The following is a 19,769-nucleotide window of genomic DNA, read 5'->3' as shown; positions in this document are numbered from 1 at the left end:
GGTGTGCGGATGCGCCTGGTCAGGGTACCGCTGGTGAGGGTGGGGTGCGGGGGTTGGACGGGGTGCGGTGGGTGCGGGTGGGACCCGGCCAGGGGCTGTGCTGCTGGGCCGGCTCCCGGTGGGGCTCAGGAACGGATGATGGCCAGGGCCTCGTCGCGGATTTTGGTCATCGTCGGTTCGTCGCGGGCTTCCGCGTTGAGGCGCAGGAGGGGTTCGGTGTTGGAGGGGCGGACGTTGAACCACCAGTCGGTGGAGGAGACGGTGAGGCCGTCGAGTTCGTCGAGGGTGACGTCCTCGCGGTGGCCGTAGGCCGCCTTGATCGCGGCGATGCGGTCGGCCTGGTCGGCGACCGTGGAGTTGATCTCGCCGGAGCCGGTGTAGCGGTCGTAGGCGGAGACCAGGGCGGAGAGGGGGCCGTCCTGGGTGCCGAGGGCGGCGAGGACGTGGAGGGCGGCCAGCATGCCGGTGTCGGCGTTCCAGAAGTCCTTGAAGTAGTAGTGGGCGGAGTGTTCGCCGCCGAAGATCGCGCCGGAGCGGGCCATCTCCGCCTTGATGAAGGAGTGGCCCACGCGGGTGCGGACGGGGGTGCCGCCGTTCTCGCTCACCACCTCGGGAACGGTCCAGGAGGTGATCAGGTTGTGGATGACGGTGCCCTTGCCGCCGTTGCGTGCGAGTTCGCGGGCGGCGACCAGGGCCGTGATCGCGGACGGGGAGACGGGCTCGCCCCGCTCGTCGACGACGAAGCAGCGGTCGGCGTCGCCGTCGAAGGCGAGGCCGAGGTCGGCGCCCTCTTCACGGACGCGCTGCCGCAGGTCCACGAGGTTCGCCGGGTCCAGGGGGTTGGCCTCGTGGTTGGGGAAGGTGCCGTCCAGTTCGAAGTACATGGGGACGAGGGTCAGGGGCAGGCCCTCGAACACCGTGGGGACGGTGTGGCCGCCCATGCCGTTGCCCGCGTCGACGACGACCTTCAGGGGGCGGATGGAGGTCAGGTCGACGAGGGCGCGCAGGTGTGCCGCGTAGTCCTTCAACGTGTCGGTCCGGGAGATCGTTCCCGGTTGTGCGGCGGCTTCGGGGGCGCCGGTGTCCGTCCAGCGTTCCACCAGCTCGCGGATCTCCGTCAGGCCCGTGTCCTGGCCGACGGGGGCGGCGCCCGCGCGGCACAGCTTGATGCCGTTGTACTGGGCCGGGTTGTGCGAGGCCGTGAACATGGCGCCGGGCAGGTTCAGTGCGCCCGAGGCGTAGTACAGCTGGTCCGTCGAGCACAGGCCGATCTCGGTGACGTGCACGCCCAGTGCCGCCGCGCCGCGCGCGAAGGCGCCGGTGAGGCCGGGTGAGGAGGGGCGCATGTCGTGGCCGACGACGATCGCCTCGGCGCCGGTCACCCGGGCGAAGGCCGCGCCGAACAGTTCGGCCAGTGACTCGTCCCACTGGTCCGGGACCACCCCGCGTACGTCGTACGCCTTCACGATCTGTGACAGATCAGCAGCCACGGCCAACCTTCCTGAAGTCCCTGGAGTCCTGTGGGTCACCACAAACTACCCGGACCGGTTCCTGGTCCGCCGTGGGGCCGTCGTCCGAGGTCGGGCGGTGCTACGGCAGCATTCGGTCCAGGACCGGTGAGCGCGGAGACGGCGACGTCGGACCGGCCGGGGACGGGTGACAGGCGCTCGCCAAGGCGGCGCCGATGTCGGCGAGTTGCCCGCAGGCGCGGCGAACTGGGGGGGCGGCGAAGGCGGTTCCGCAGGGCGGGGCGGGAACTCGGGGCGCGCGCAGGCCTGGTCGGCTGTTCATGAGACCGACCGGGAGGATCGCGTTTCCGGTCACGATTCCGGTCGCCCTGTCCGGCCGGGTGCGCGGCCCTCATTGCGACCCTTCACGCGGCCAGAATCGCAGCATCCGGAAAGCGGTTTCCCGTGAAGGCGGGAACCGCTCAGTTGTCCGGTGAGCGGAGCACCCGCAGATGGCCGCGGCGGGCGACCTCCATCGGGTCCGCCGTGCGGGCACCGCCGCCGGCGCCGGCCGCACGCTCCTGCGGACGTGCTGCTTCGCGGACCGCGTTGGCAAGCGCTTCCAGATCGTCGCCGCTGGGCCGTGCGGGAGCCGAACCGTCGAGGAGGCGGACGACCTCCCAGCCGCGCGGGGCGGTGAGGCGCTCGGAGTGCTCGGCGCACAGGTCGTAGCAGTGGGGTTCGGCGTAGGTGGCGAGCGGGCCGAGGACCGCGGTCGAGTCGGCGTAGACGTACGTCAGCGTCGCGACGGCGGGTCGGCCGCAGGCGGTGCGCGAACAGCGACGTACAGGGCTCACGACGTTGGACGGTACCGCACTCTTGAGCGGGCCGCGACGACTCTCCACCAGGTCACTCCACCGTGTCGTGTTGTGAAACGCCCCACGCGCCACTCCAGTCATACCCCGCTGACCTGCGCGAACACCAGTCATTAAACGCAGGAAGACGGCGGCCCGCGGTCATCACTCGGCACAAACGGCATCAATTGCCATGAGTTCGCCGGTCTGGGAGAGATACGGAATCGAGCCCAACCTTGGCTGGAATGGTCATCCCGCGACATGCCGTGTATGGCGGCCCAAGGCGGTCCGGATGCCGTGCGGTGCCGGGCGCTGCCCGGTGCCGGCTGCGGCGGGGACTACGCTTCAGTAGTGATGGACAGCCCCGTACCGCCCCCCGCCGCAGGCCCCGGACCCCGTCGTCGCGATCGTCACGGCCGGGGCATGCGGGGGCCGATCGCGCCGCCGCAGGTGCCGTTGGCCGCCAGCCGTGCCGAGGTGTTCGCGGATCTCGTGCAGGACTCCGTGGAGCGGCTGGAGCGGCGGTGGCCGCAGCTCGCCGACATCGACTTCGTGGTGCTGGAGGTGCCGCGCCTGGACGCGACCCCGGAGCCGTGGAACGACGAGGCCGTCCCGTTGGGCGGGACGGTTCCCGCGCGTGAGGGCCGGCGGGCGCGGGTCGTCGTCTACCGGCGGCCGGTCGAGATCCGCACCAAGGGGCGTGACGAGCGGGCCGCGTTGGTGCATGAGGTGGTCGTGGAGCAGGTCGCGGAGCTGCTCGGGCTGACTCCGGAGACGGTGGACCCGCGCTACGGCGAGGACTGACCACCGCCCGCCCCCGGGCCCTTCGTTCGAGGGACCCGGGCATCCCTTTCGGGTTACTTCTGCAGCACCGCGACGTCCTCGTCGGCCTCCGGCACGGCCACTGTGCCCCGGTCGTGCGGCAGGGTCTGGATCGTGAAGCCGGGGACGCCGTCCTCGGTCGCCGCCAGGGTGCGGGAGGCGTAGACCGGGGTGTCCGTGAGGGGTTCCACGGTCAGCGCGTAGGTGCCCTTCAGGCCGGTGGGGACGGGGAGTTCGACGTCCTGTGTGGTGCCGGCCTTGACCGTGTACGTCTTGGACGTGGGTGTGCCGCCGCCGCTGCCCGCGGACGCGGTGACCTTGACCTCGGCGGTGCCCTTGGGGGCCGTCAGGGAGAGGGTGGAGCCCTTGGCGCTGTTGTCGGCGACGGACGCGCGCGTGCCGACCGGCGCGGTGGCGGGGATGAACGCCGACTCCTGGTTGGTGCCCTTGCCGCGCAGGACGCGTACGCCCGCGACCACCGGCACGGAGGAGCCCGTCGGGGTCAGGATCAGGGAGCCGGCCTCCCCGCGCGTGACGTCGCCCAGGTCGACCGAGGTCGTCATGCCCGCCTTGACGTGCAGCGTCTCGTGTCCGGCCGGGGTGATCAGCCCGGAGGGGGAGGCGAGTTGGACCTTCAGGTCCGCGTCGGCCTCGCCGGGCGCGAAGGCGACGAGACGGACGGCCGTGGCGTCCTTGGGGATGCCCGGGATGACCTGGGCGGCCGCCGGGTCGGTGGAGGCGGCCAGCCAGTCGCCGCCGAGCTTCGCGTCCAGGGCCTGGACGGTGGCCCCCACGCGGCCACTGCGCACGTTGACGTGGACCGTGAGGTCCTCCTGCTTCTCGGCGATGAGCGTGGACAGCAGGATCGGCTCGCTGGAGTGGGCCGGGACCGTGATGCCCTCCCCCACGGTCGTCGCGAGGGCGCCTGTCCTGCCGTAGAGCTCGATGTCGACGACGGCGGCGGAGTCGTCCGGGTTGGTGAGGTGGACGTAGTCCGTGCGGTCGGCGAGCGTGCTGGCGCCCGGGAACCAGAACTCCGTGTCCGGCGCGGTGCAGGTGACGCCCTGGAGGCCGCGGCCGGTGCCGGCGGCGACCTCGGTGGTCTCCTGGACGGTCCAGCCGGGTGCGAACTTCCCCTCGGCGGTGCCCAGGAGGGCGGGTGCGGCGCCGCCGGTGGTGTCGCCGACGGCCGGGGTGCCGGGCGCCTTGGGCGTGAGGACGGGCTTCGCCGCCGTCTTCTTCTTGGCGCCGGGCTTGCCGGTCGCCTTGCCGCTCGTCGCGTTGCCCGCGGCGGCCGCCGACTCCTCGGCGGCGGCCGTGAGCCGGGCCGTGCCGTCGCTGTCCGTGCCCTTGGTGACGGGCGTGAACGACGTGTACGACGTCTCGGCGAGGTCGGAGGTGCTGGGTGAGGGGCAGAGCAGGCTGGTGCGCTCCACGGGCAGTTCGGCGGCCGCCTTGGCGGTGTCCGGGCCGGGGGTGTCCGGCTGGTTGAGCGTGGCGAACCCGGTGACGGCGGCGAGTGCGGCCGTGCCGGCGATCAGGGACAGGGTGGTGCGGTTCACTGCTGGCTCCCGTCGGGGCGCTCACTGCCGGTGCCGTGGGGGTCCTGGGCCGGGTCGTAGGCGGGGTCGTAGCCGCCCTGGCCGTAGGCCGACGGGTCGTAGCCCTGCTGCTGGTAGGCCGGGTCGTACGGCGCCTGCTGGGCCTGGCCGTCGTAGGCGTACGGGTCGTACTGGCCGGCCTGGTAGGGGTCGTAGGACTGCTGGTCGTAGCCGCCGTCCGCCGGGTACTGCTGGGTGTTCTGGTACTGCTCGGCGGTGTAGCCGGCGTACTCGGCGCCCTGGTAGCTCGTCTGGTCCGTCCCCCAGGCTCGATCCTGCTCGCCCGGGGGGACCCCCATGCCGTAGGACTGCTGCTGCGGGACCGCGACGGGCACCTGCTGCTCCTGCGCAGGAGTGGGGAACTCGTCGGCCCGGGTGGGCTCTTCGGTGTCCGTCTCGGCCTCGGCCTGGGCGCGCAGGCGGCGGGCGCGGCGGCCCTCGCCCTCCTCGGCCTGGGCGGGGATCGGCTCCTCCTCGGGGAGGTCGTCGTCGACGTCGCGGCGGCGGCCGGGGAGGGCGAGGACGACCAGGACGAGGGCGAGGAAGCCCTGGGCCCACAGCCAGGCGGTGTGGGTGAACGGGTCGTCGTAGGTGACGTCCAGTTTCCCGCCGGAGTCGGGGAGTTCGAAGCCCTGGGCCCAGCCGTCGACGGTGGTGCGGGTGAGGGCCTTGCCGTCCAGGGTGGCCGTCCAGCCGTCGGCGGCGGCGTCGGCCAGGCGCAGGACGCGGCTGCCGGAGCCGTCGGGGACGGTGGTGTGGATGTCGACGGGGCCCGCGGCGACCGGGGTCGCCGCGCCCTTGCCGGAGTCGGCGACGATCGCCGCGCGGGACACCTCCTGGTTCACCCGCCACAGGGCGCTGCCGTCCTGCTGGCTGAGCCGCTTCAGGCCGGGTGTGGCGTCCAGGACGCGGGTGACCTCGCGGGGGGCGCCCTTGTGGACGAGGACGTAGCCCACGGCGAACTTGCCGAGTTCGTCGGCCTGGTCGGCGCCGGAGCCGGCCACGAGGTTGGCGACGGCCTTGTCGAGCTGCTTGTTCTCGCCGTCGGCCGCGGCGAGTTCGGCGTCGCCGAGGCGGGCGCCCGAGCCGCGGACCAGCATGTAGCCGACGTGGGCGGTGGAGGCGCTGTCGAGGACGAGGGTGCGGGCCTGGTCGCGGTTGCCGGCCTCCTCGGCGACGAACGCGGGCACCTGCACGGGGTCGCGGCGCTCCAGGGGGCCGTCGGCGCCGCCGATCATCCAGCCGGCGGCGACGAGCAGCGGGCCCGCTGCCGAGGCGAAGGCGATGAGGACGGCGACCGGCTGGCGCCAGCCGAAGCTCTGCTCGGCGACACGCGTGCGTGCCCCGTCGGCGCCGATGACGGCGGCGGCGAGGAGCGCGAGGCCGTACACGAGGGTGGCGGGGCCGGCCCAGGTGGAGCTGTTGGACAGGACCGCGAGGACGAGGCCCACCAGGGCGACCGCCCAGGCCGCCCAGACGCCGAAGTGGCGCTCGGAGCGCAGCAGGGCGGCCAGCGCGGCCAGCACGATGCCGATGAGCATCAGGCCGTCGACGGTGCCGGGGCCGCCGGGGCTGGCGCCGAGCAGGTCGAGCGCGGTGGCGGTCGACGGGCCGTAGTCGAGGCCGGCCTGGGTGAAGAAGCCGAACGGCAGCAGGGACAGCGACCAGGGCGCGAGGATCAGCAGCGGGGTGCCCAGCTGGGCCAGGAAGCGCAGCCCGTAGGCGGTGATGTCGCGGCGGCGCACGGCCAGGACCGCGAGCCCGAGGATGAGGGCGACGGGCCAGATGATCGGCGTGAACGCGGTGGTGATCGTCAGCAGCAGCGCGTACGCCCAGGTGGCGCGCCAGCTGCCGCGGGCGCCGGAGGCATGGGTCAGGCCGCTCGCGGCGACGCCCGTGCGGGCGATGAGCGGCAGCAGGACGGCCAGGACGGCGGTGCCGACGCGGCCGCCGGCGAGGGCGCCGGTGGCGGCCGGCAGGAAGGCGTAGACGACGGCCGCCCACGCGCGCAGGAGGCGCGATTCGACGAGCGGGCGGGACGCGAAGTAGGCGGTGACGCCGGCCAGGGGCACCGAGCAGACGAGCAGCACGGTGAGGGCGAGGCCCGTCGAGCCGAGCAGCAGGGTGGCCAGCGTCGCGATGATCGCGAGGTAGGGCGGGGCTGCGGGGGTGCCGCCCGCGCCGACCGGATGCCAGGCGTCGAGGTAGCGCGACCACAGCTCGGAGGCGTCGGCCGGGGCGGGCAGCAGGGCGCCGCCCGCCAGCGCGCCGCCGCCGAGGAGGTTGCGGCAGGCGACCAGGGAGACGAACAGGAGGATCAGGAAGAGCACCGGGCCGGGTTTGCGGGCGATGCGCTTGAGGCGGGCGAACTGCTCGATCTCCAGGAAGTCCGCGTCGTCGCCACCGGGTCCGGACTCGACGGCGCCGCCGTGCCGGCCCGCGCCGGAGACGGCCTCGGGGTCGGAGGAGCCGAAGAGGTCGCCGGCGACCTGTTCGACGGTGGCCCGCACGGTCGCGCCGGGCGGCGGGAACAGGGGGCGCAGTTCGTCCTTGCCGACCGTCGGCTTCCCGCGGCTGCGCCGGCCGGCGATGATCCGCTCGGGGCGCAGCAGGGTGCCCAGCAGGCCGCGGATCTCGTCGAGGGCCTGTCCGGGGACCTTGCCGACGAGGTAGGCGACCGTGCGCAGCAGCGTGCCGAGGACCAGGCGCACCAGGATCCAGGGCAGCAGGGCGGTGCGGCTGTTGACGAGGAGGGTGTAGACGGCGCCGGCCTTGTCGACCTTGTGCGGGGAGGCGCTGGTGCGGCCCGCGCAGTCGACGGTGCGGCGCTCGCGGGAGGCGGCCTCGGCGTGCCGGACGACGGCCTCGGGGGCGATGAGGACGCGGTGGCCCGCGGCCTGCGCGCGCCAGCACAGGTCGACGTCGTCGCGCATCAGGGGCAGCCGGCGGTCGAAGCCTGCGAGCTGTTCGAAGACGTCGCGGCGGATCAGCATGCCGGCGGTGGACACGGACAGCACGGACCGGACGTGGTCGTGCTGGCCCTGGTCCTGTTCGCGGCGGTCCAGGCCGGTCCAGCGGCGGCCGGAGTGGGCGATGGTGACGCCGACCTCGAGGAGCTGGCGGCGGTCGTACCAGCCGCGGAGCTTGGGGCCGACGATCGCCACGTCGTCCCGGCCGAGTTCGAGTTCGTTCTCCACCACGCGCAGCATTTCGGCCAGCGCGTGCGGTTCGGGGGCGCAGTCGTCGTGCAGCAGCCACAGCCACTGGACGGGCTCTCCGTGCGGGAGGTCCGGCAGGTCGTAGGCGTCGTCGCGCCACGTGCGCGTGACGGGGTCCCAGCCGCTGGGGCGCTTCAGGTAGGGCAGTTCCTCGGGGGTGAGGACCGGGGCCGTGCGGTTGGCCTCCTCGACGGCCTGGCCGAAACCGGTGCGCCGGGCGAGGTGCAGGACGCGGTCGTCACCGAGGGCGTCGGTGACCAGCTGCGCGGAGGCGTCCGAGCTGCCGGTGTCGGCGGCCATGACGGACTGCACGGGGCGCTCCTGGCCGAGCAGCCCGGCGAGCGCGTCGGGCAGCCAGCGGGCACCGTCGTGGGAGACGATCACCGCGGTCACTACATGACGCGGGAACTCAGGTGTGGCAGCGCTGTCGTGATGGGCTGCCGTGTGGCTGTGCACGGACATCGAGGTACGGGCCCCGGTTCGATGGACTGCGGTGGACGCCGGCGCCGCGCGCGGGCGGCGGGGTGTCTCGGACGAGCGCCCACACTATCGGCTGGGCAGGACGACGGCCCGCCGCCTGTGGACAACCCACCTGCGACGGGCCGTTGGGCCTGTGCGGACGTACCTCTGTGGAGCGGGCGGTTCTCAGACCGCCGCCTTCTTCAGTCGGCGGCGCTCCCGCTCGGACAGGCCGCCCCAGATGCCGAATCTCTCGTCGTTGGCGAGGGCGTACTCGAGGCATTCGGAGCGGACCTCGCAGGCGAGGCAGACCTTCTTGGCCTCGCGGGTGGAGCCGCCCTTCTCGGGGAAGAAGGACTCGGGATCGGTCTGGGCGCACAGCGCGCGCTCCTGCCAGCCGAGTTCCTCGTCCGCGTCGTCGACGTCGACCAGCAGTTGCTGCACCAGCTCGGTCATGTGCGCCCCTCGCTCTGTCTTTCGCGTCCCCGTGACCTGGCCGTTACCGATTTCGGCTGAACGACACGAGTGAAATTACAAGTGTGCTGCTCCGGGCGAGTCAAGCCGAGATCTGCTATTGGGCCCCTTATTCACTCTGCGGAACCAAGGCCATGCAGTAAGTGTTCAAATCGCCATAAACCTTGACACGCAGATGAAGCCCCGGAGGACCACGGCCCCGCACAGCGCTTGCACGAGGGAGGACGTCCAGAAGTTCGATCCCGTTGCGACACGCGCGCGGAAGCGAACCGGATCACAGTCGGATCACGAGGTCGCCACGAGGCTTGCGCGCCCGGCTTGTGCGCCATGTGTCCCGGTCGGCGTGTGCACAAACCTTTCACCTCGCAGATGGACCGGAAGAGGTGAACCATGTCCCACATACCGGGCGTCGAGTTGACAGTGAAGGTGTGAACCGATGTCCTTGTGGGCATGCTCGCGAACTTGGCACTCACCTCGACCGGCTCCGCCGGGTCCCACGGTGCTGCCCGCGCTCGCTGTAGCTGTTGTCGTTGTTCCAGCTGTTGAGCCCAACGCGCTCCGGCTGCTCCTTCTGAGTCCACCGCGACTCGGCTGCTGTTTCCCCTTAGCCCACACCAGGGCGCCCCTGTTCCACCCGTGATCCGGGCGGACGGTACGCGACACCCAGCAAGCCCCCCACTCCTTCCGCCTCTCCCGCCGAGGAACCACCGCATTCCATGAACAGCGACAACGACCTCCAGATCGCCGGCGACATCCTCGAAGTCCCCCACCTCCTTCAGGCACCGCGCGAGCACCCGGCCACCGTCGCCGACTTCGTCGGCCTGGCCCGCTCCGTCGCCGCCGACCGCGCCCAGTGGGAGCACCTGGTCCGGTACGACGCCACGACCCGCTGGTACCACCGGCTGCAGACCGGCCCCGGCTACGAGGTGTGGCTGCTGTCCTGGGTGCCCGGTCAGGGCAGCGGGCTGCACGACCACGGCCGCTCCAGCGGCGTGCTCACGGTCCTGGACGGCGAGCTGACCGAGCACACCGAGCGCGGCACGCGGGTACTGGGGGCGGGGACACAGCGGGTGTTCGCGCCGGGATACGTGCACGAGGTCGTCAACGACGCGCTGGCGCCGGCGGTGAGCCTGCACGTGTACTTCCCCGGCCTGACGGAGATGCCGATGCTCCCGCAGTCCGCGCTGCGCCCGACCGCAGGGACCCGGACCCCCATCGCGTGCGCGGCCGTCGAGCCCTCCGGACAGGTGGACGCGGTCCGCGCGTAGGCGGGGCGGCGCTGCCGGCGCGTGGGCAGGGCGCGGTCGGCCTGTGGGCGGGGGCGGCGGCTCGTACGGGTGAGCCGGTTATCCACAGGGGGGCGGTTGTCCACAACCGGCCGTCGCGTTGTCGTGGTCGCCTGCAAGACTTGCTCTCATGCGCATTGTGGTTCTGGCAGGCGGCATCGGCGGTGCCCGGTTCCTGCGCGGTCTGAAGCAGGCCGTGCCGGACGCGGACATCACGGTCATCGGCAACACCGGCGACGACATCCATCTCTTCGGGCTGAAGGTCTGCCCGGACCTCGACACGGTGATGTACACGCTCGGCGGCGGCATCAACGAGGAGCAGGGCTGGGGTCGTTCCGACGAGACCTTCCATCTGAAGGAGGAGCTCGCGGCGTACGGCGCCGGGCCCGGGTGGTTCGGGCTGGGCGACCGGGACTTCGCCACGCACATCGTGCGGACGCAGATGATCGGCGCCGGGTATCCGCTGAGCGCGGTGACCGAGGCGCTGTGCGACCGGTGGAAGCCGGGGGTGCGGCTGATCCCGATGACCGACGACCGGGTCGAGACGCATGTCGCGGTCGAGGTCGACGGCGAGCACAAGGCCGTCCACTTCCAGGAGTACTGGGTGCGGCTGCGGGCGTCGGTGCCGGCGCAGGCGGTCGTGCCCGTCGGCGCCGAGCAGGCGAAGCCCGCGCCCGGGGTGCTGGAGGCGATCGCGGGCTCGGACGTGGTGCTCTTCCCGCCGTCGAATCCGGTCGTCTCCGTCGGCACGATCCTCGCCGTGCCCGGCATCCGCGAGGCGATCGCCGAGGCCGGTGTGCCGGTGGTGGGCCTCTCCCCCATCGTCGGGGACGCTCCGGTGCGCGGCATGGCCGACAAGGTGCTCGCGGCGGTCGGCGTGGAGTCGACGGCCGCGGCGGTGGCCGAGCACTACGGGCCGGGACTGCTCGACGGCTGGCTCGTCGACACCGTGGACGCGGGCGCCGTGGAGCGGGTCGAGGCGGCCGGGATCCGCTGCCGGGCCGTGCCGCTGATGATGAGCGACCTCGACGCGACCGCGCAGATGGCCCGGGAGGCGTTGAAGCTGGCGGAGGAGGTGCGGGGGGCATGAGCGGATCCGTCGAGAGCGGTTACCGGGTCTGGGCCGTGGGCGGCCTGCCCGAGGTGCAGGCCGGGGACGACCTCGCCAAGATGATCGCCGCCGCCGAGCCGGGGCTCGTCGACGGGGACGTGCTGCTCGTCACCTCGAAGGTCGTCTCCAAGGCGGAGGGGCGGATCGTCCGGGCGCAGGACCGGGAGGCCGCCATCGACGCCGAGACCGTACGGGTCGTGGCGCGGCGCGGGCCGCTGCGGATCGTCGAGAACCGGCAGGGGCTGGTGATGGCGGCGGCGGGCGTGGACGCCTCCAACACCCCTTCGGGGACGGTGCTGTTGCTGCCTGAGGACCCGGACGCGTCGGCGCGCGCGATCCGGGCCGGCCTGCGGGACGCCCTCGGTGTCGACGTCGGGGTCGTCGTCACCGACACCTTCGGGCGCCCCTGGCGTGCGGGGCTCACGGACGTGGCGATCGGCGCCGCGGGTGTGCGGGTGCTGGACGATCTGCGCGGCGGCACGGACGCCCACGGCAACCCGCTGAGCGCGACGGTCGTCGCCACGGCGGACGAGCTGGCCGCCGCCGGGGACCTCGTGAAGGGAAAGGCGGCCGGGCTGCCCGTGGCCGTGGTGCGGGGGCTCGGGCACGTCGTCGTCACCAGGGACGGCGGGACCGGCGAGAACGGCGGGACCGGCGGGCACGACCAGGAGGTCGAGGGCGCGCGGGTCATGGTGCGGGGGGCCCGCGACGACATGTTCCGGCTCGGGACGTCCGAGGCGGTGCGGCTGGCGGTCACGCAGCGGCGGACGGTGCGGTCCTTCACCGACGAGCCGGTCGATCCCGGGGCGGTACGGCGGGCCGTCGCGGCGGCCGTCACCGCGCCGGCGCCGCATCACACAACGCCGTGGCGGTTCGTGCTGCTGGAGTCGCAGGAGTCGAGGATCCGGCTGCTGGATGCCATGCGGGACGCGTGGATCGCGGATCTGCGGCGGGACGGGAAGTCCGAGGAGTCCATCGCCAAGCGGGTGCGGCGGGGTGACGTCCTGCGCAACGCGCCCTATCTGGTGGTGCCGTGTCTGGTGATGGACGGCTCGCACAGCTACGGGGACGCACGGCGGGACGCGGCCGAGCGGGAGATGTTCGTGGTCGCGACCGGCGCCGGCGTGCAGAACTTCCTGGTCGCGCTGGCCGGGGAGCGGCTGGGGTCCGCGTGGGTGTCGTCGACGATGTTCTGCCGGGACGTGGTGCGGGAGGTGCTGGAGCTGCCGGAGGGGTGGGACCCGATGGGCGCGGTGGCGGTCGGGCACGCGGCTGAGGAGCCTCGGGCCCGGGGGGAACGGGAGGTGGAGGGGTTTGTCGAGGTGCGGTGAGACACGCGGCGCTGTACGGGTGCGGTCACATGCGCGGTGCCTGTGAGGTACGCGGTCGTGCGGGAGGGTGCGGTGATGTGCGTGGGTGCGCCTAGTCTCTGAAGCAGCCATTCCGTCGACCTGGGACTTCATTCGTGGCAGGACGGTTCGATCCTCGGCCTGCGCGTACGACCGTGCGCGGCGGGCATGTCGGGGTGCCCGGCGCCGGGCCTGGCGGGGTGCCGCGGCAGGCGTCGGGGCCGGAGCAGGTGCGGGTTCGGGTGCGGGAGTACGTCCCGGAGGGGGCGCTCGATCTTGGGCTCGTGCTCGGGCCGCTTCGGCGCGGGCCCGGGGATCCGACGTTCCGGGCGATGCCGGACGGGTCCGTGTGGCGGGCCAGCCTCACCCCTGCCGGGCCGGGGACGCTGCGGGTCGCCGTGACCGGCGGCGGCGTGGTGCGCGGGGAGGCATGGGGGCCGGGGGCCGAGTGGTTGCTGGAGCAGTTGCCGGTGCTGCTCGGGGCCGCGGATGCGCCGGAGGCGTTCGTGCCCCGGCACCGGGTGGTGGCGACGGCCCGGCATCGGCGGCCGGGGTTGCGGCTGACACGGACCGGGCTGGTGCTGGAGTCGCTGATCCCGTCCGTGCTGGAGCAGAAGGTCACGACCGACGAGGCGTACCGGGCGTGGCGGTTGTTGGTGCGCAAGTTCGGGGAGCCCGCGCCGGGGCCTGCGGCGGGCGGGCGGCTGTGGGTGATGCCGACGCCTCGGACGTGGGCGTTGATTCCTTCGTGGGAGTGGCACCGGGCGGGGGTCGACAACAAGCGGGCGTCGACGATTCTGCGGGCGGTGCGGGTCGCTGCGCGGCTGGAGCAGGCGGTGGGTATGGAACCTGCCGCTGCTCAGGCTCGGTTGGAGGTCGTGCCGGGGATTGGGCCGTGGACGTCTGCGGAGGTGGTGCAGCGCAGTCATGGCGCCGCCGATGCGGTGACCGTGGGGGATCTGCATCTGCCGGGGATCGTGGGGTGGGCGCTGGCCGGGGACCGGGATGCCGATGATGCCGCGATGTTGGAGTTGCTGGAGCCGTATGCAGGGCAGCGGCATCGGGCGGCTCGGTTGATTCTGCTGAGCGGACGGACGCCGGCGCGGCGGGCTCCGAAGATGCCGAAGACTGACATCGGCCGGTGGTAAGTGGGCTGTCGTTGGGGTTGCGGTACCTGGGGGCTCCGCCCCCTGACCCCCGATCCGTCCCCAGACCCCGATCCGCCCCCGACCCCGATCCGCCCTGAAGGGGCCTCGTCCTCCAAGCGCCGGACGGGCTGGATTCCCGGCCGGCGTCGAGATGTCGCGTCTACTGGCGAGATGTCGCGTCTACTGGTCCGACGAGAACCGCACCGCCCCCGCCGGAATCCGCGCGTCGCACCACACCCGCATGCCGTCCCTCAGCTCGTTGTCGGGGCCGATGACCGCGCCGTCGCCGATGACCGTGCCGGTGAGGACGGAGCGTTCGCCCACGCGGGCCCGGGTGCCGATGAGGGAGTCGGTGATGACGGCGCCGGGTTCGATGACGGCGCCGGGGAGGATCGTGGAGCCGAAGACCCGCGCGCCCTCCGCCACGAACGCGCCCTCGCCCACCACCGTGCCGCCGGTCAGCTTGGCGTCGGGGGCGACCCTGGCCGTGGGCAGGACCAGGCGGTCTCCGCAGCGGCCGGGGACCGCAGGCGACGGGGCACGGCCGAGGACCAGGTCCGCCGAGCCGCGGACGAAGGCCGCGGGGGTGCCGAGGTCCAGCCAGTATGTCGAGTCGACCATGCCCTGGAGGTGGGCGCCGGCGGAGAGGAGGTCGGGGAACGTCTCGCGCTCCACCGACACCGGGCGGCCCGGCGGGATCGTGTCGATGACCGAGCGGCGGAACACGTAGGCGCCCGCGTTGATCTGGTCGGTGACTATCTCCTCGGGGGTCTGCGGCTTCTCCAGGAACGCCAGGACCTTGCCCGTCTCGTCCGTGGGGACCAGGCCGTAGGCCCGGGGGTCCGTCACCTTCGTGAGGTGGAGGGAGACGTCCGCACCCGTCGTCTCGTGCGTGGCCACGAGTCGCCCGATGTCCAGGCCGGTGAGGATGTCGCCGTTGAAGACCAGCACCGGGTCGTCGGGGCCGGAGTGCAGCCGGGACGCCACGTTGCGGATCGCGCCGCCGGTGCCGAGGGGTTCATCCTCCGTCACGTACTCGATGTGCAGGCCCAGTGCCGAGCCGTCGCCGAAGTACGGTTCGAAGACCTCCGCCAGATAGCTCGTCGCGAGGACGATGTGGTCCACTCCCGCCGCTCTCGCCCGCGCCAGTTGGTGCGTGAGAAACGGCACGCCCGCCGCCCTGACCATGGGTTTGGGTGTGTGCACCGTGAGCGGGCGCAGCCGGGTGCCCTTGCCGCCGACCAGGAGGATCGCTTCTGTCACCGTCGTCTCTGCTTCCTGCCGGGACCGGCCGAACTGCCTTTCGACCAGCCAGTTTATGCAGACCGTTGGGTGGCGACTTCCAGGCCGTTGGTGTTCGGTTCCCGTCCCCTGAACGTTCCGTTCGAGTCCAAGGAGCGTTCCGTCCCAGTCTCAGGAGCGTTCCGTCCCAGTCCCAGGAGACTGTCCCCCCGACGGCTGCTGAATGTGCCCCCGTCTCCCTCTGGATGCGTGCTCCGGCCGTTCACGGCGCGGGCGGCCTCCGGGGCCTCCCCAGACCCCGGAGCTCCCGGACCGGACCGCCCGCCTCAGCGCCCCTGGTAGCGCGCCGCGGTCGAACGGGCCGAGCCGAGCTTGCCGTAGAGCTGCGCGCCCGGGCATTCCGTGGCGTAGCCGTCCCGGTGACCGGAGATCACATTCAGCCGTACGTTCTTTCCCTTTGCGTAGAGATTGCCACCCGCGGACTTCAGGTATGTCTTGCCTTTCGGATTCGCCCCGAAGAGACCGAGCTTCCACGCCGTCAGTCGGGCGACGGCCGTGACCGTGGCGGAGTTCGGTTGGGCGCTGGAGAAGGTGCCGAGGACGGCGATCCCCATGCTGTTGGTGTTGAACCCGAGGGTGTGGGCGCCCAGGACCGGCTTCGCCACTCCCCCTGCGCGGCCCTCGTAGATCTTCCCGCACTTGTCGACGAGGAAGTTGTAGCCGATGTCGCGCCAGCCCATGCTCTTGACGTGGTAGCGGTAGATACCGCGGATGACGGAGGGAGCCTCGGAGCACTTGTAGCTGTTGCCCGACGCCGTGTGGTGCACGAACGCCGCCTTGACCGACGTCGTGTAGCGGAAGCCGCTCTCGCGCAGGCTCTCGTCGGCGCCCCAGCCGCGGCGCGTGACGATGGTCGGGCGCGGGCCGATGTACGGCTTCGCCCGCTGGGCCGACGTCAACTCGGCAGCGCGCAGGCTGAAGAGCTCGCTTTCGGTGCCCCGTCGGTCCAGGGCGGGGATCTCCGTGGCGCCGAGGGCGGCGAGGGGGGTGTTGACGGCCGAGGCCTCGATCGCCTCGGGCGTCATCTCGGGGGCGTCGATCGGTGTGGTGGTGGTCGTGTCGGCGGGCGTGGTGGCGGTGCCGACCGGCCTTGTGGTGGTGCCCGCGTCGGCCTGTGCCGGGGGCTGGTCGGCCTTCGGGTCGGTTACGGCGGGCGGCGTTTGGCTGGACGGGGGGCCCGAGGGGGTGGTGGGGGTGGTCGTTCCGGGGTCGACCAGTTCCAGGCGCAGGCCCGCGGGGAGGGGGGTGGCGGTCGAGAGGATGCGGGTGCCGCGGGCCGTCTCCTCCGTACGGCGTTCCATGTCCGGATGGACGCGGATCTCGACGCCGTCGGAGTCGCCGACCCAGAGGGGGGCCGTCGCGCCGCGGACCTGTCCCGAGGCGCTCTCGGGGGTGCCGGGGTCGGCGCCGTGGTCGGCGTTGTGCGTCTCGACGTCCTGCCAGCCGGACCAGGCGCCGGCGCCGGCCGGGCGGGTACGGACCTGGACGCGGCCGTGGAGCTCGGTGGCCGGGTCGTCCCAGACGACGCCGAGGAGGGAGAAGTGGCGTACGTCCCGACGGGGCAGGCCCTGGTCGGCGACGACGCCGCCGAGGGCTCGATCGCCGGTGAGGGGGGTGAGGGGCAGCGACTGGGTACTGCCCGGGAGGCCGGGCAGGTCAGGTAGGTCGGGCCGATCAAGTCGGTCAAGTCGGTCGGGCCGATCTCGTCGATCTGGTCGGTCAGGCCGATCTGGTCGGTCAGGTAGGTCGGATCGGTCAGGTAGGTCAGGTAGGTCGGATCGGTCTGGTCGGTCAGGTAGGTCTGGTCGGTCGGGTAGGGATCGTGTCGGGGGGGTGTCGGGGCTTGTGGCCCTGGTCGTGCCGGCGGGCGCCGCCTCTGCGGCCGGCGCCGGTCGCACCGTCGCCGCGGTGGCGGGCGGCGTCAGCGGGAGGGCGAGAGCCGCCACGCAGGTGACACCGATCGAGGAAGCAAGCAATCCACGCATGCCACCGATCCTGGACATAGTCATACATTTCTGTCCATCGGGGAGTTGACGGGCCGTCGGGCGTGTTCCGCCGAACCGGTGGCGCCGGGAGGGCTTCGGGAGAGGGCCGTGGCAGGTGCGGCAGCGGGGCGGCGCGTACGCTTGCGCGGGTGACTGCCACCGATCGCACCCCTGCCGACCTGCTGCGTTCCGCGCTGGCCGCGGACCCCGCGCGTCCCCTGGTGACCTTCTACGACGACGCCACCGGCGAACGGGTCGAATTGTCCGTGGCCACCTTCGCCAACTGGGTGGCCAAGACCGCGAATCTCCTCCAGGACGGGCTGTCCGCCGAGCCCGGCGACCGGGTCGCGCTGCTGCTGCCCGCGCACTGGCAGACGGCGGTGTGGCTGCTGGCGTGTTCGTCGGTGGGCGTCGTCGCGGACGTGGCCGGGGATCCGGCGCGGGCGGACTTCGTCGTCGCCGGGCCGGGGCAGTTCGAAGCGGGGCTGGCGTGCCGGGGCGAGCGGTACGCGCTGTCGCTGGCGCCGCTCGGCCGACGGTTCGTGCCGGGTCCTCCCGAGGGGTACGACGACTACGCCGTGAGCGTCCCGAGTTTCGGGGACCGCTTCGTGCCGTACGTTCCCGTCGACCCCGAGGAGCCCGCGCTGATCGTGGCCGGGGGCGAGTACACCGGTGCGGAGGTCGTGGAGCGGGCGCGGGCGGAGGCGTCGGGGCTGGGGCTGACCGGGCCCGGGTCGCGGCTGCTGTCCGGGCTGGCGTACGACACCTGGGACGGGCTGAGCGCGGGGTTGTACGCGCCGTTGGCGAGCGGGGGGTCCGTGGTGCTGTGCCGGAATCTGGCGCAGCTCGGCGAGGAGGCGCTGGCGAAGCGGATCGAGAGCGAGCGGGTTTCGGCTACGGCTCGGTGAGGGGGTGTGGGCCGGGGGTGAGGTGTGGCGGCCGGTGTCGGTGAGGCACCGTGCGTTGGTGTCGGCCTCGCTGGGGGCTGCCGCCCCCAGGCCCCCGCTTCGGCCCTGAAGGGGCCTCGTCCTCAAACGCCGGACGGGCTGAAAGTACGCGCCCCGCCTTCTGGGTACCGCCGGACAGGGTGTCGCACCGCAACTCATGGGCGCCGCGGGCCGGGGTCGCACCGCAACTCATGGGCGCCGCGGGCCGGGGTCGCCACCGCACCCCATGGGCGCCGCGGGCCAGGGTCGCCACCGCACCCCATGGGCGCCGCCGAACAAGGTGTCGCACCGCAACCCACACGGCGCGCCGGGGTGAATCCCCACACACAACGCACCGCCCCCTTCACCCGTTCGGCTCACTCCCGCCCGCCGCCGCGCCCACTTCGCGCCATCGTCGTAAGTGCAGCCGTGGTGCGGTGCTGCGGTGGTGTTCTGTGCGCTCGCGTGGCGGGAGGGGGTGATCGGACGTGAAGTACTCCCTGCGGCCGCGGCAGTGGGAGCTGTGGCGGTCGCCTCCGGTGCGGCGCCGGCGGCGGTGGGTGCGGTACGGGGTGGGGGCCGTGGGCGTGGTCGTGCTGGGGGTCGGGGTGGCCGGGTGGGTCGTCTACGCGAAGCTCGACGGGAACATCACGCCCGATGACGCGGCCGCGGCGGAGCTGGCGCGGTATGCGAAGGAGCGTCCGACGTCGTTGGTGAAGGACGCGCAGAACATCCTGCTCATCGGGTCCGACTCGCGGGCTGGGGACGGTAACGAGGAGTACGGGCGGGACTCGGGGACCGAGCGGTCGGACACGACGATCCTGCTGCATCTGGCCGCCGGGCGGCGCAGCGCCACCGCCGTGTCCCTGCCCAGGGATCTGATGGTGGACGTGCCGGCGTGTCTGCGGGCGGACGGGAAGCGGGCCGAAGCGACGTTCGCGATGTTCAACTACGCGTTCCAGACCGGGGGTTCGGCCTGCACGATCCGGACGGTGGAGAAGCTGACGGGGGTGCGGATCGATCATCACGTCGTCGTCGACTTCCGTGGGTTCAAGGATGTGGTGGACGCCGTGGACGGGGTGGAGGTCTGTCTGAGCAAGCCCATCGACGACAAGGCCGCCAAGCTGCGGCTGCCCGCCGGGAAGGTCACGCTCGACGGGGAGCAGGCGCTCGGGTATGTGCGGGCCCGTAAGTCGCTGGGGGACGGCAGTGACACCGACCGGATGGAACGGCAGCAGCGGTTCCTCGGGGCGCTCGTCAACAAGGTGCAGAGCAATGACGTCCTGCTGAACCCGGTGAAGCTGTATCCGGTGCTGGACGCGGCCACGTCCTCTCTCACCACCGACCCGGATCTGGCGAATCTGCGCGGACTCTACGAACTCGTGCGCGGCTTGCGAGACATTCCTACCGAACATGTGCAATTCCTGACCGTTCCACGGGAGTCGTACGTCTACAACGCCAATCGCGACCAACTCGTGGAGCCCGAGGCGGAAAAACTCTTCGAGCGGCTGCGCATCGACGCGCCGCTCGTGGTTTCCAAGGAAGTTCCCAAGAAATCCAGCTCTTCGAAGTCGCCCGGCTACGGACCGTTCGGATCCTTGGGTGTGAACCATGCGGCTTACGCGGCGGTTTCGCCCACTCCACCCGCTCCGACGTTCCGCGGAAACACCGCCGCCGAGGACGCCTGCGGGTAAAGCGCTCACCAAGCCGAGCTCTTACGGAGAACTGGAGTTCAAGGAAATGGGGCGGATTGCCCGCTTGTAGGGGCGTGGAATTTGTCACGGCC

Annotated in this window: 14 protein-coding genes; 7 read left to right on the top strand and 7 right to left on the bottom strand. The window is 72.4% G+C overall.

Annotated elements, in window-relative coordinates; genetic code table 11:
• Positions 1-125: 125 nt before the first annotated feature.
• The gene (locus tag ACZ5SK_RS13085; protein WP_361710277.1) at positions 126-1,490 is read right to left on the bottom strand and encodes a phosphomannomutase/phosphoglucomutase; all 1,365 of its coding nucleotides are present in this window, start codon (positions 1,488-1,490) and stop codon (positions 126-128) included.
• A 440-nt stretch (positions 1,491-1,930) separates the two neighbouring features.
• A complete protein-coding gene (locus tag ACZ5SK_RS13080) occupies positions 1,931-2,353 on the bottom strand; it encodes a DUF3499 domain-containing protein (protein WP_079661865.1) in 423 nt (140 codons plus the stop codon).
• Between the two features lie 372 nt (positions 2,354-2,725).
• Here ACZ5SK_RS13080 and ACZ5SK_RS13075 point away from each other — a divergent pair, with 372 nt between their 5' ends.
• Complete coding sequence (locus ACZ5SK_RS13075) at positions 2,726-3,106, top strand: metallopeptidase family protein (RefSeq protein ID WP_334579440.1); 381 nt, start codon at positions 2,726-2,728, stop codon at positions 3,104-3,106.
• A 53-nt stretch (positions 3,107-3,159) separates the two neighbouring features.
• On the opposite strand, the gene ACZ5SK_RS13070 is transcribed toward ACZ5SK_RS13075, so the two are convergent.
• The 3 genes from ACZ5SK_RS13070 to ACZ5SK_RS13060 all read right to left on the bottom strand — a co-directional run bounded on the left by ACZ5SK_RS13070 (position 3,160) and on the right by ACZ5SK_RS13060 (position 8,858).
• The gene (locus ACZ5SK_RS13070; protein ID WP_468575970.1) at positions 3,160-4,686 is read right to left on the bottom strand and encodes a DUF5719 family protein; all 1,527 of its coding nucleotides are present in this window, start codon (positions 4,684-4,686) and stop codon (positions 3,160-3,162) included.
• A complete protein-coding gene (locus tag ACZ5SK_RS13065) occupies positions 4,683-8,405 on the bottom strand; it encodes a glycosyltransferase family 2 protein (protein WP_334579438.1) in 3,723 nt (1,240 codons plus the stop codon). The genes ACZ5SK_RS13070 and ACZ5SK_RS13065 overlap by 4 nt, the downstream gene beginning before the upstream one ends.
• Before the next feature lie 183 nt (positions 8,406-8,588).
• Positions 8,589-8,858 carry a WhiB family transcriptional regulator gene (locus tag ACZ5SK_RS13060; protein ID WP_020128551.1) on the bottom strand — a complete coding sequence of 90 codons (270 nt, stop codon included), beginning with the start codon at positions 8,856-8,858 and terminating at the stop codon, positions 8,589-8,591.
• A 734-nt stretch (positions 8,859-9,592) separates the two neighbouring features.
• On the opposite strand from ACZ5SK_RS13060, the gene ACZ5SK_RS13055 reads away from it, so the two are divergent.
• From ACZ5SK_RS13055 to ACZ5SK_RS13040, 4 genes are all read left to right on the top strand, one after another.
• On the top strand, positions 9,593-10,144 hold the full coding sequence (locus ACZ5SK_RS13055; RefSeq protein ID WP_334579437.1) for a cysteine dioxygenase: 552 nt from the start codon (positions 9,593-9,595) through the stop codon (positions 10,142-10,144).
• 148 nt (positions 10,145-10,292) lie between these two features.
• A complete protein-coding gene (gene cofD, locus ACZ5SK_RS13050; RefSeq protein ID WP_319677149.1) occupies positions 10,293-11,252 on the top strand; it encodes a 2-phospho-L-lactate transferase in 960 nt (319 codons plus the stop codon).
• Positions 11,249-12,604 (top strand): coenzyme F420-0:L-glutamate ligase, encoded by a 1,356-nt coding sequence (locus ACZ5SK_RS13045; RefSeq protein WP_334579436.1) that lies wholly within the window; start codon positions 11,249-11,251, stop codon positions 12,602-12,604. Before cofD ends, ACZ5SK_RS13045 begins: the two co-directional genes overlap by 4 nt.
• Before the next feature lie 134 nt (positions 12,605-12,738).
• Positions 12,739-13,770 carry a DNA-3-methyladenine glycosylase family protein gene (locus ACZ5SK_RS13040; RefSeq protein ID WP_334579435.1) on the top strand — a complete coding sequence of 344 codons (1,032 nt, stop codon included), beginning with the start codon at positions 12,739-12,741 and terminating at the stop codon, positions 13,768-13,770.
• Positions 13,771-13,950: 180 nt separating this feature from the next.
• On the opposite strand, the gene manB is transcribed toward ACZ5SK_RS13040, so the two are convergent.
• Together manB and ACZ5SK_RS13030 are read right to left on the bottom strand one after the other, a co-directional pair.
• Entirely contained in the window at positions 13,951-15,033 is a 1,083-nt protein-coding gene (manB, locus tag ACZ5SK_RS13035) for a mannose-1-phosphate guanylyltransferase (protein WP_334579434.1), read from the bottom strand.
• Positions 15,034-15,338: 305 nt separating this feature from the next.
• A complete protein-coding gene (locus tag ACZ5SK_RS13030; protein ID WP_468575967.1) occupies positions 15,339-17,057 on the bottom strand; it encodes a peptidoglycan recognition protein family protein in 1,719 nt (572 codons plus the stop codon).
• A gap of 149 nt (positions 17,058-17,206) precedes the next feature.
• Here ACZ5SK_RS13030 and ACZ5SK_RS13025 point away from each other — a divergent pair, with 149 nt between their 5' ends.
• Positions 17,207-17,965, top strand: coding sequence for a TIGR03089 family protein (locus tag ACZ5SK_RS13025; protein WP_319677883.1), 759 nt, complete (start codon positions 17,207-17,209; stop codon positions 17,963-17,965).
• Positions 17,966-18,471: 506 nt separating this feature from the next.
• Positions 18,472-19,677 carry an LCP family protein gene (locus ACZ5SK_RS13020; protein ID WP_334579432.1) on the top strand — a complete coding sequence of 402 codons (1,206 nt, stop codon included), beginning with the start codon at positions 18,472-18,474 and terminating at the stop codon, positions 19,675-19,677.
• The last annotated feature ends 92 nt before the right edge of the window (positions 19,678-19,769 follow it).

The sequence above is a fragment of the Streptomyces sp. NPDC031474 genome (genome assembly GCF_055581185.1).
Note: the sequence above shows the minus strand (reverse complement) of the source record. Positions and strands in the feature narration are given on the sequence as shown.

Bases quoted from the DNA above. Each gene is read 5' to 3' on its own strand.
- ACZ5SK_RS13075 (WP_334579440.1), top strand. From the start codon at position 2,726: ATGCGGGGGCCGATCGCGCCGCCGCAGGTGCCGTTGGCCGCCAGCCGT.
- ACZ5SK_RS13065 (WP_334579438.1), bottom strand. From the start codon at position 8,405: ATGTCCGTGCACAGCCACACGGCAGCCCATCACGACAGCGCTGCCACA.
- ACZ5SK_RS13060 (WP_020128551.1), bottom strand. From the start codon at position 8,858: ATGACCGAGCTGGTGCAGCAACTGCTGGTCGACGTCGACGACGCGGAC.
- ACZ5SK_RS13055 (WP_334579437.1), top strand. From the start codon at position 9,593: ATGAACAGCGACAACGACCTCCAGATCGCCGGCGACATCCTCGAAGTC.
- cofD (WP_319677149.1), top strand. From the start codon at position 10,293: ATGCGCATTGTGGTTCTGGCAGGCGGCATCGGCGGTGCCCGGTTCCTG.
- ACZ5SK_RS13045 (WP_334579436.1), top strand. From the start codon at position 11,249: ATGAGCGGATCCGTCGAGAGCGGTTACCGGGTCTGGGCCGTGGGCGGC.
- ACZ5SK_RS13030 (WP_468575967.1), bottom strand. From the start codon at position 17,057: ATGCGTGGATTGCTTGCTTCCTCGATCGGTGTCACCTGCGTGGCGGCT.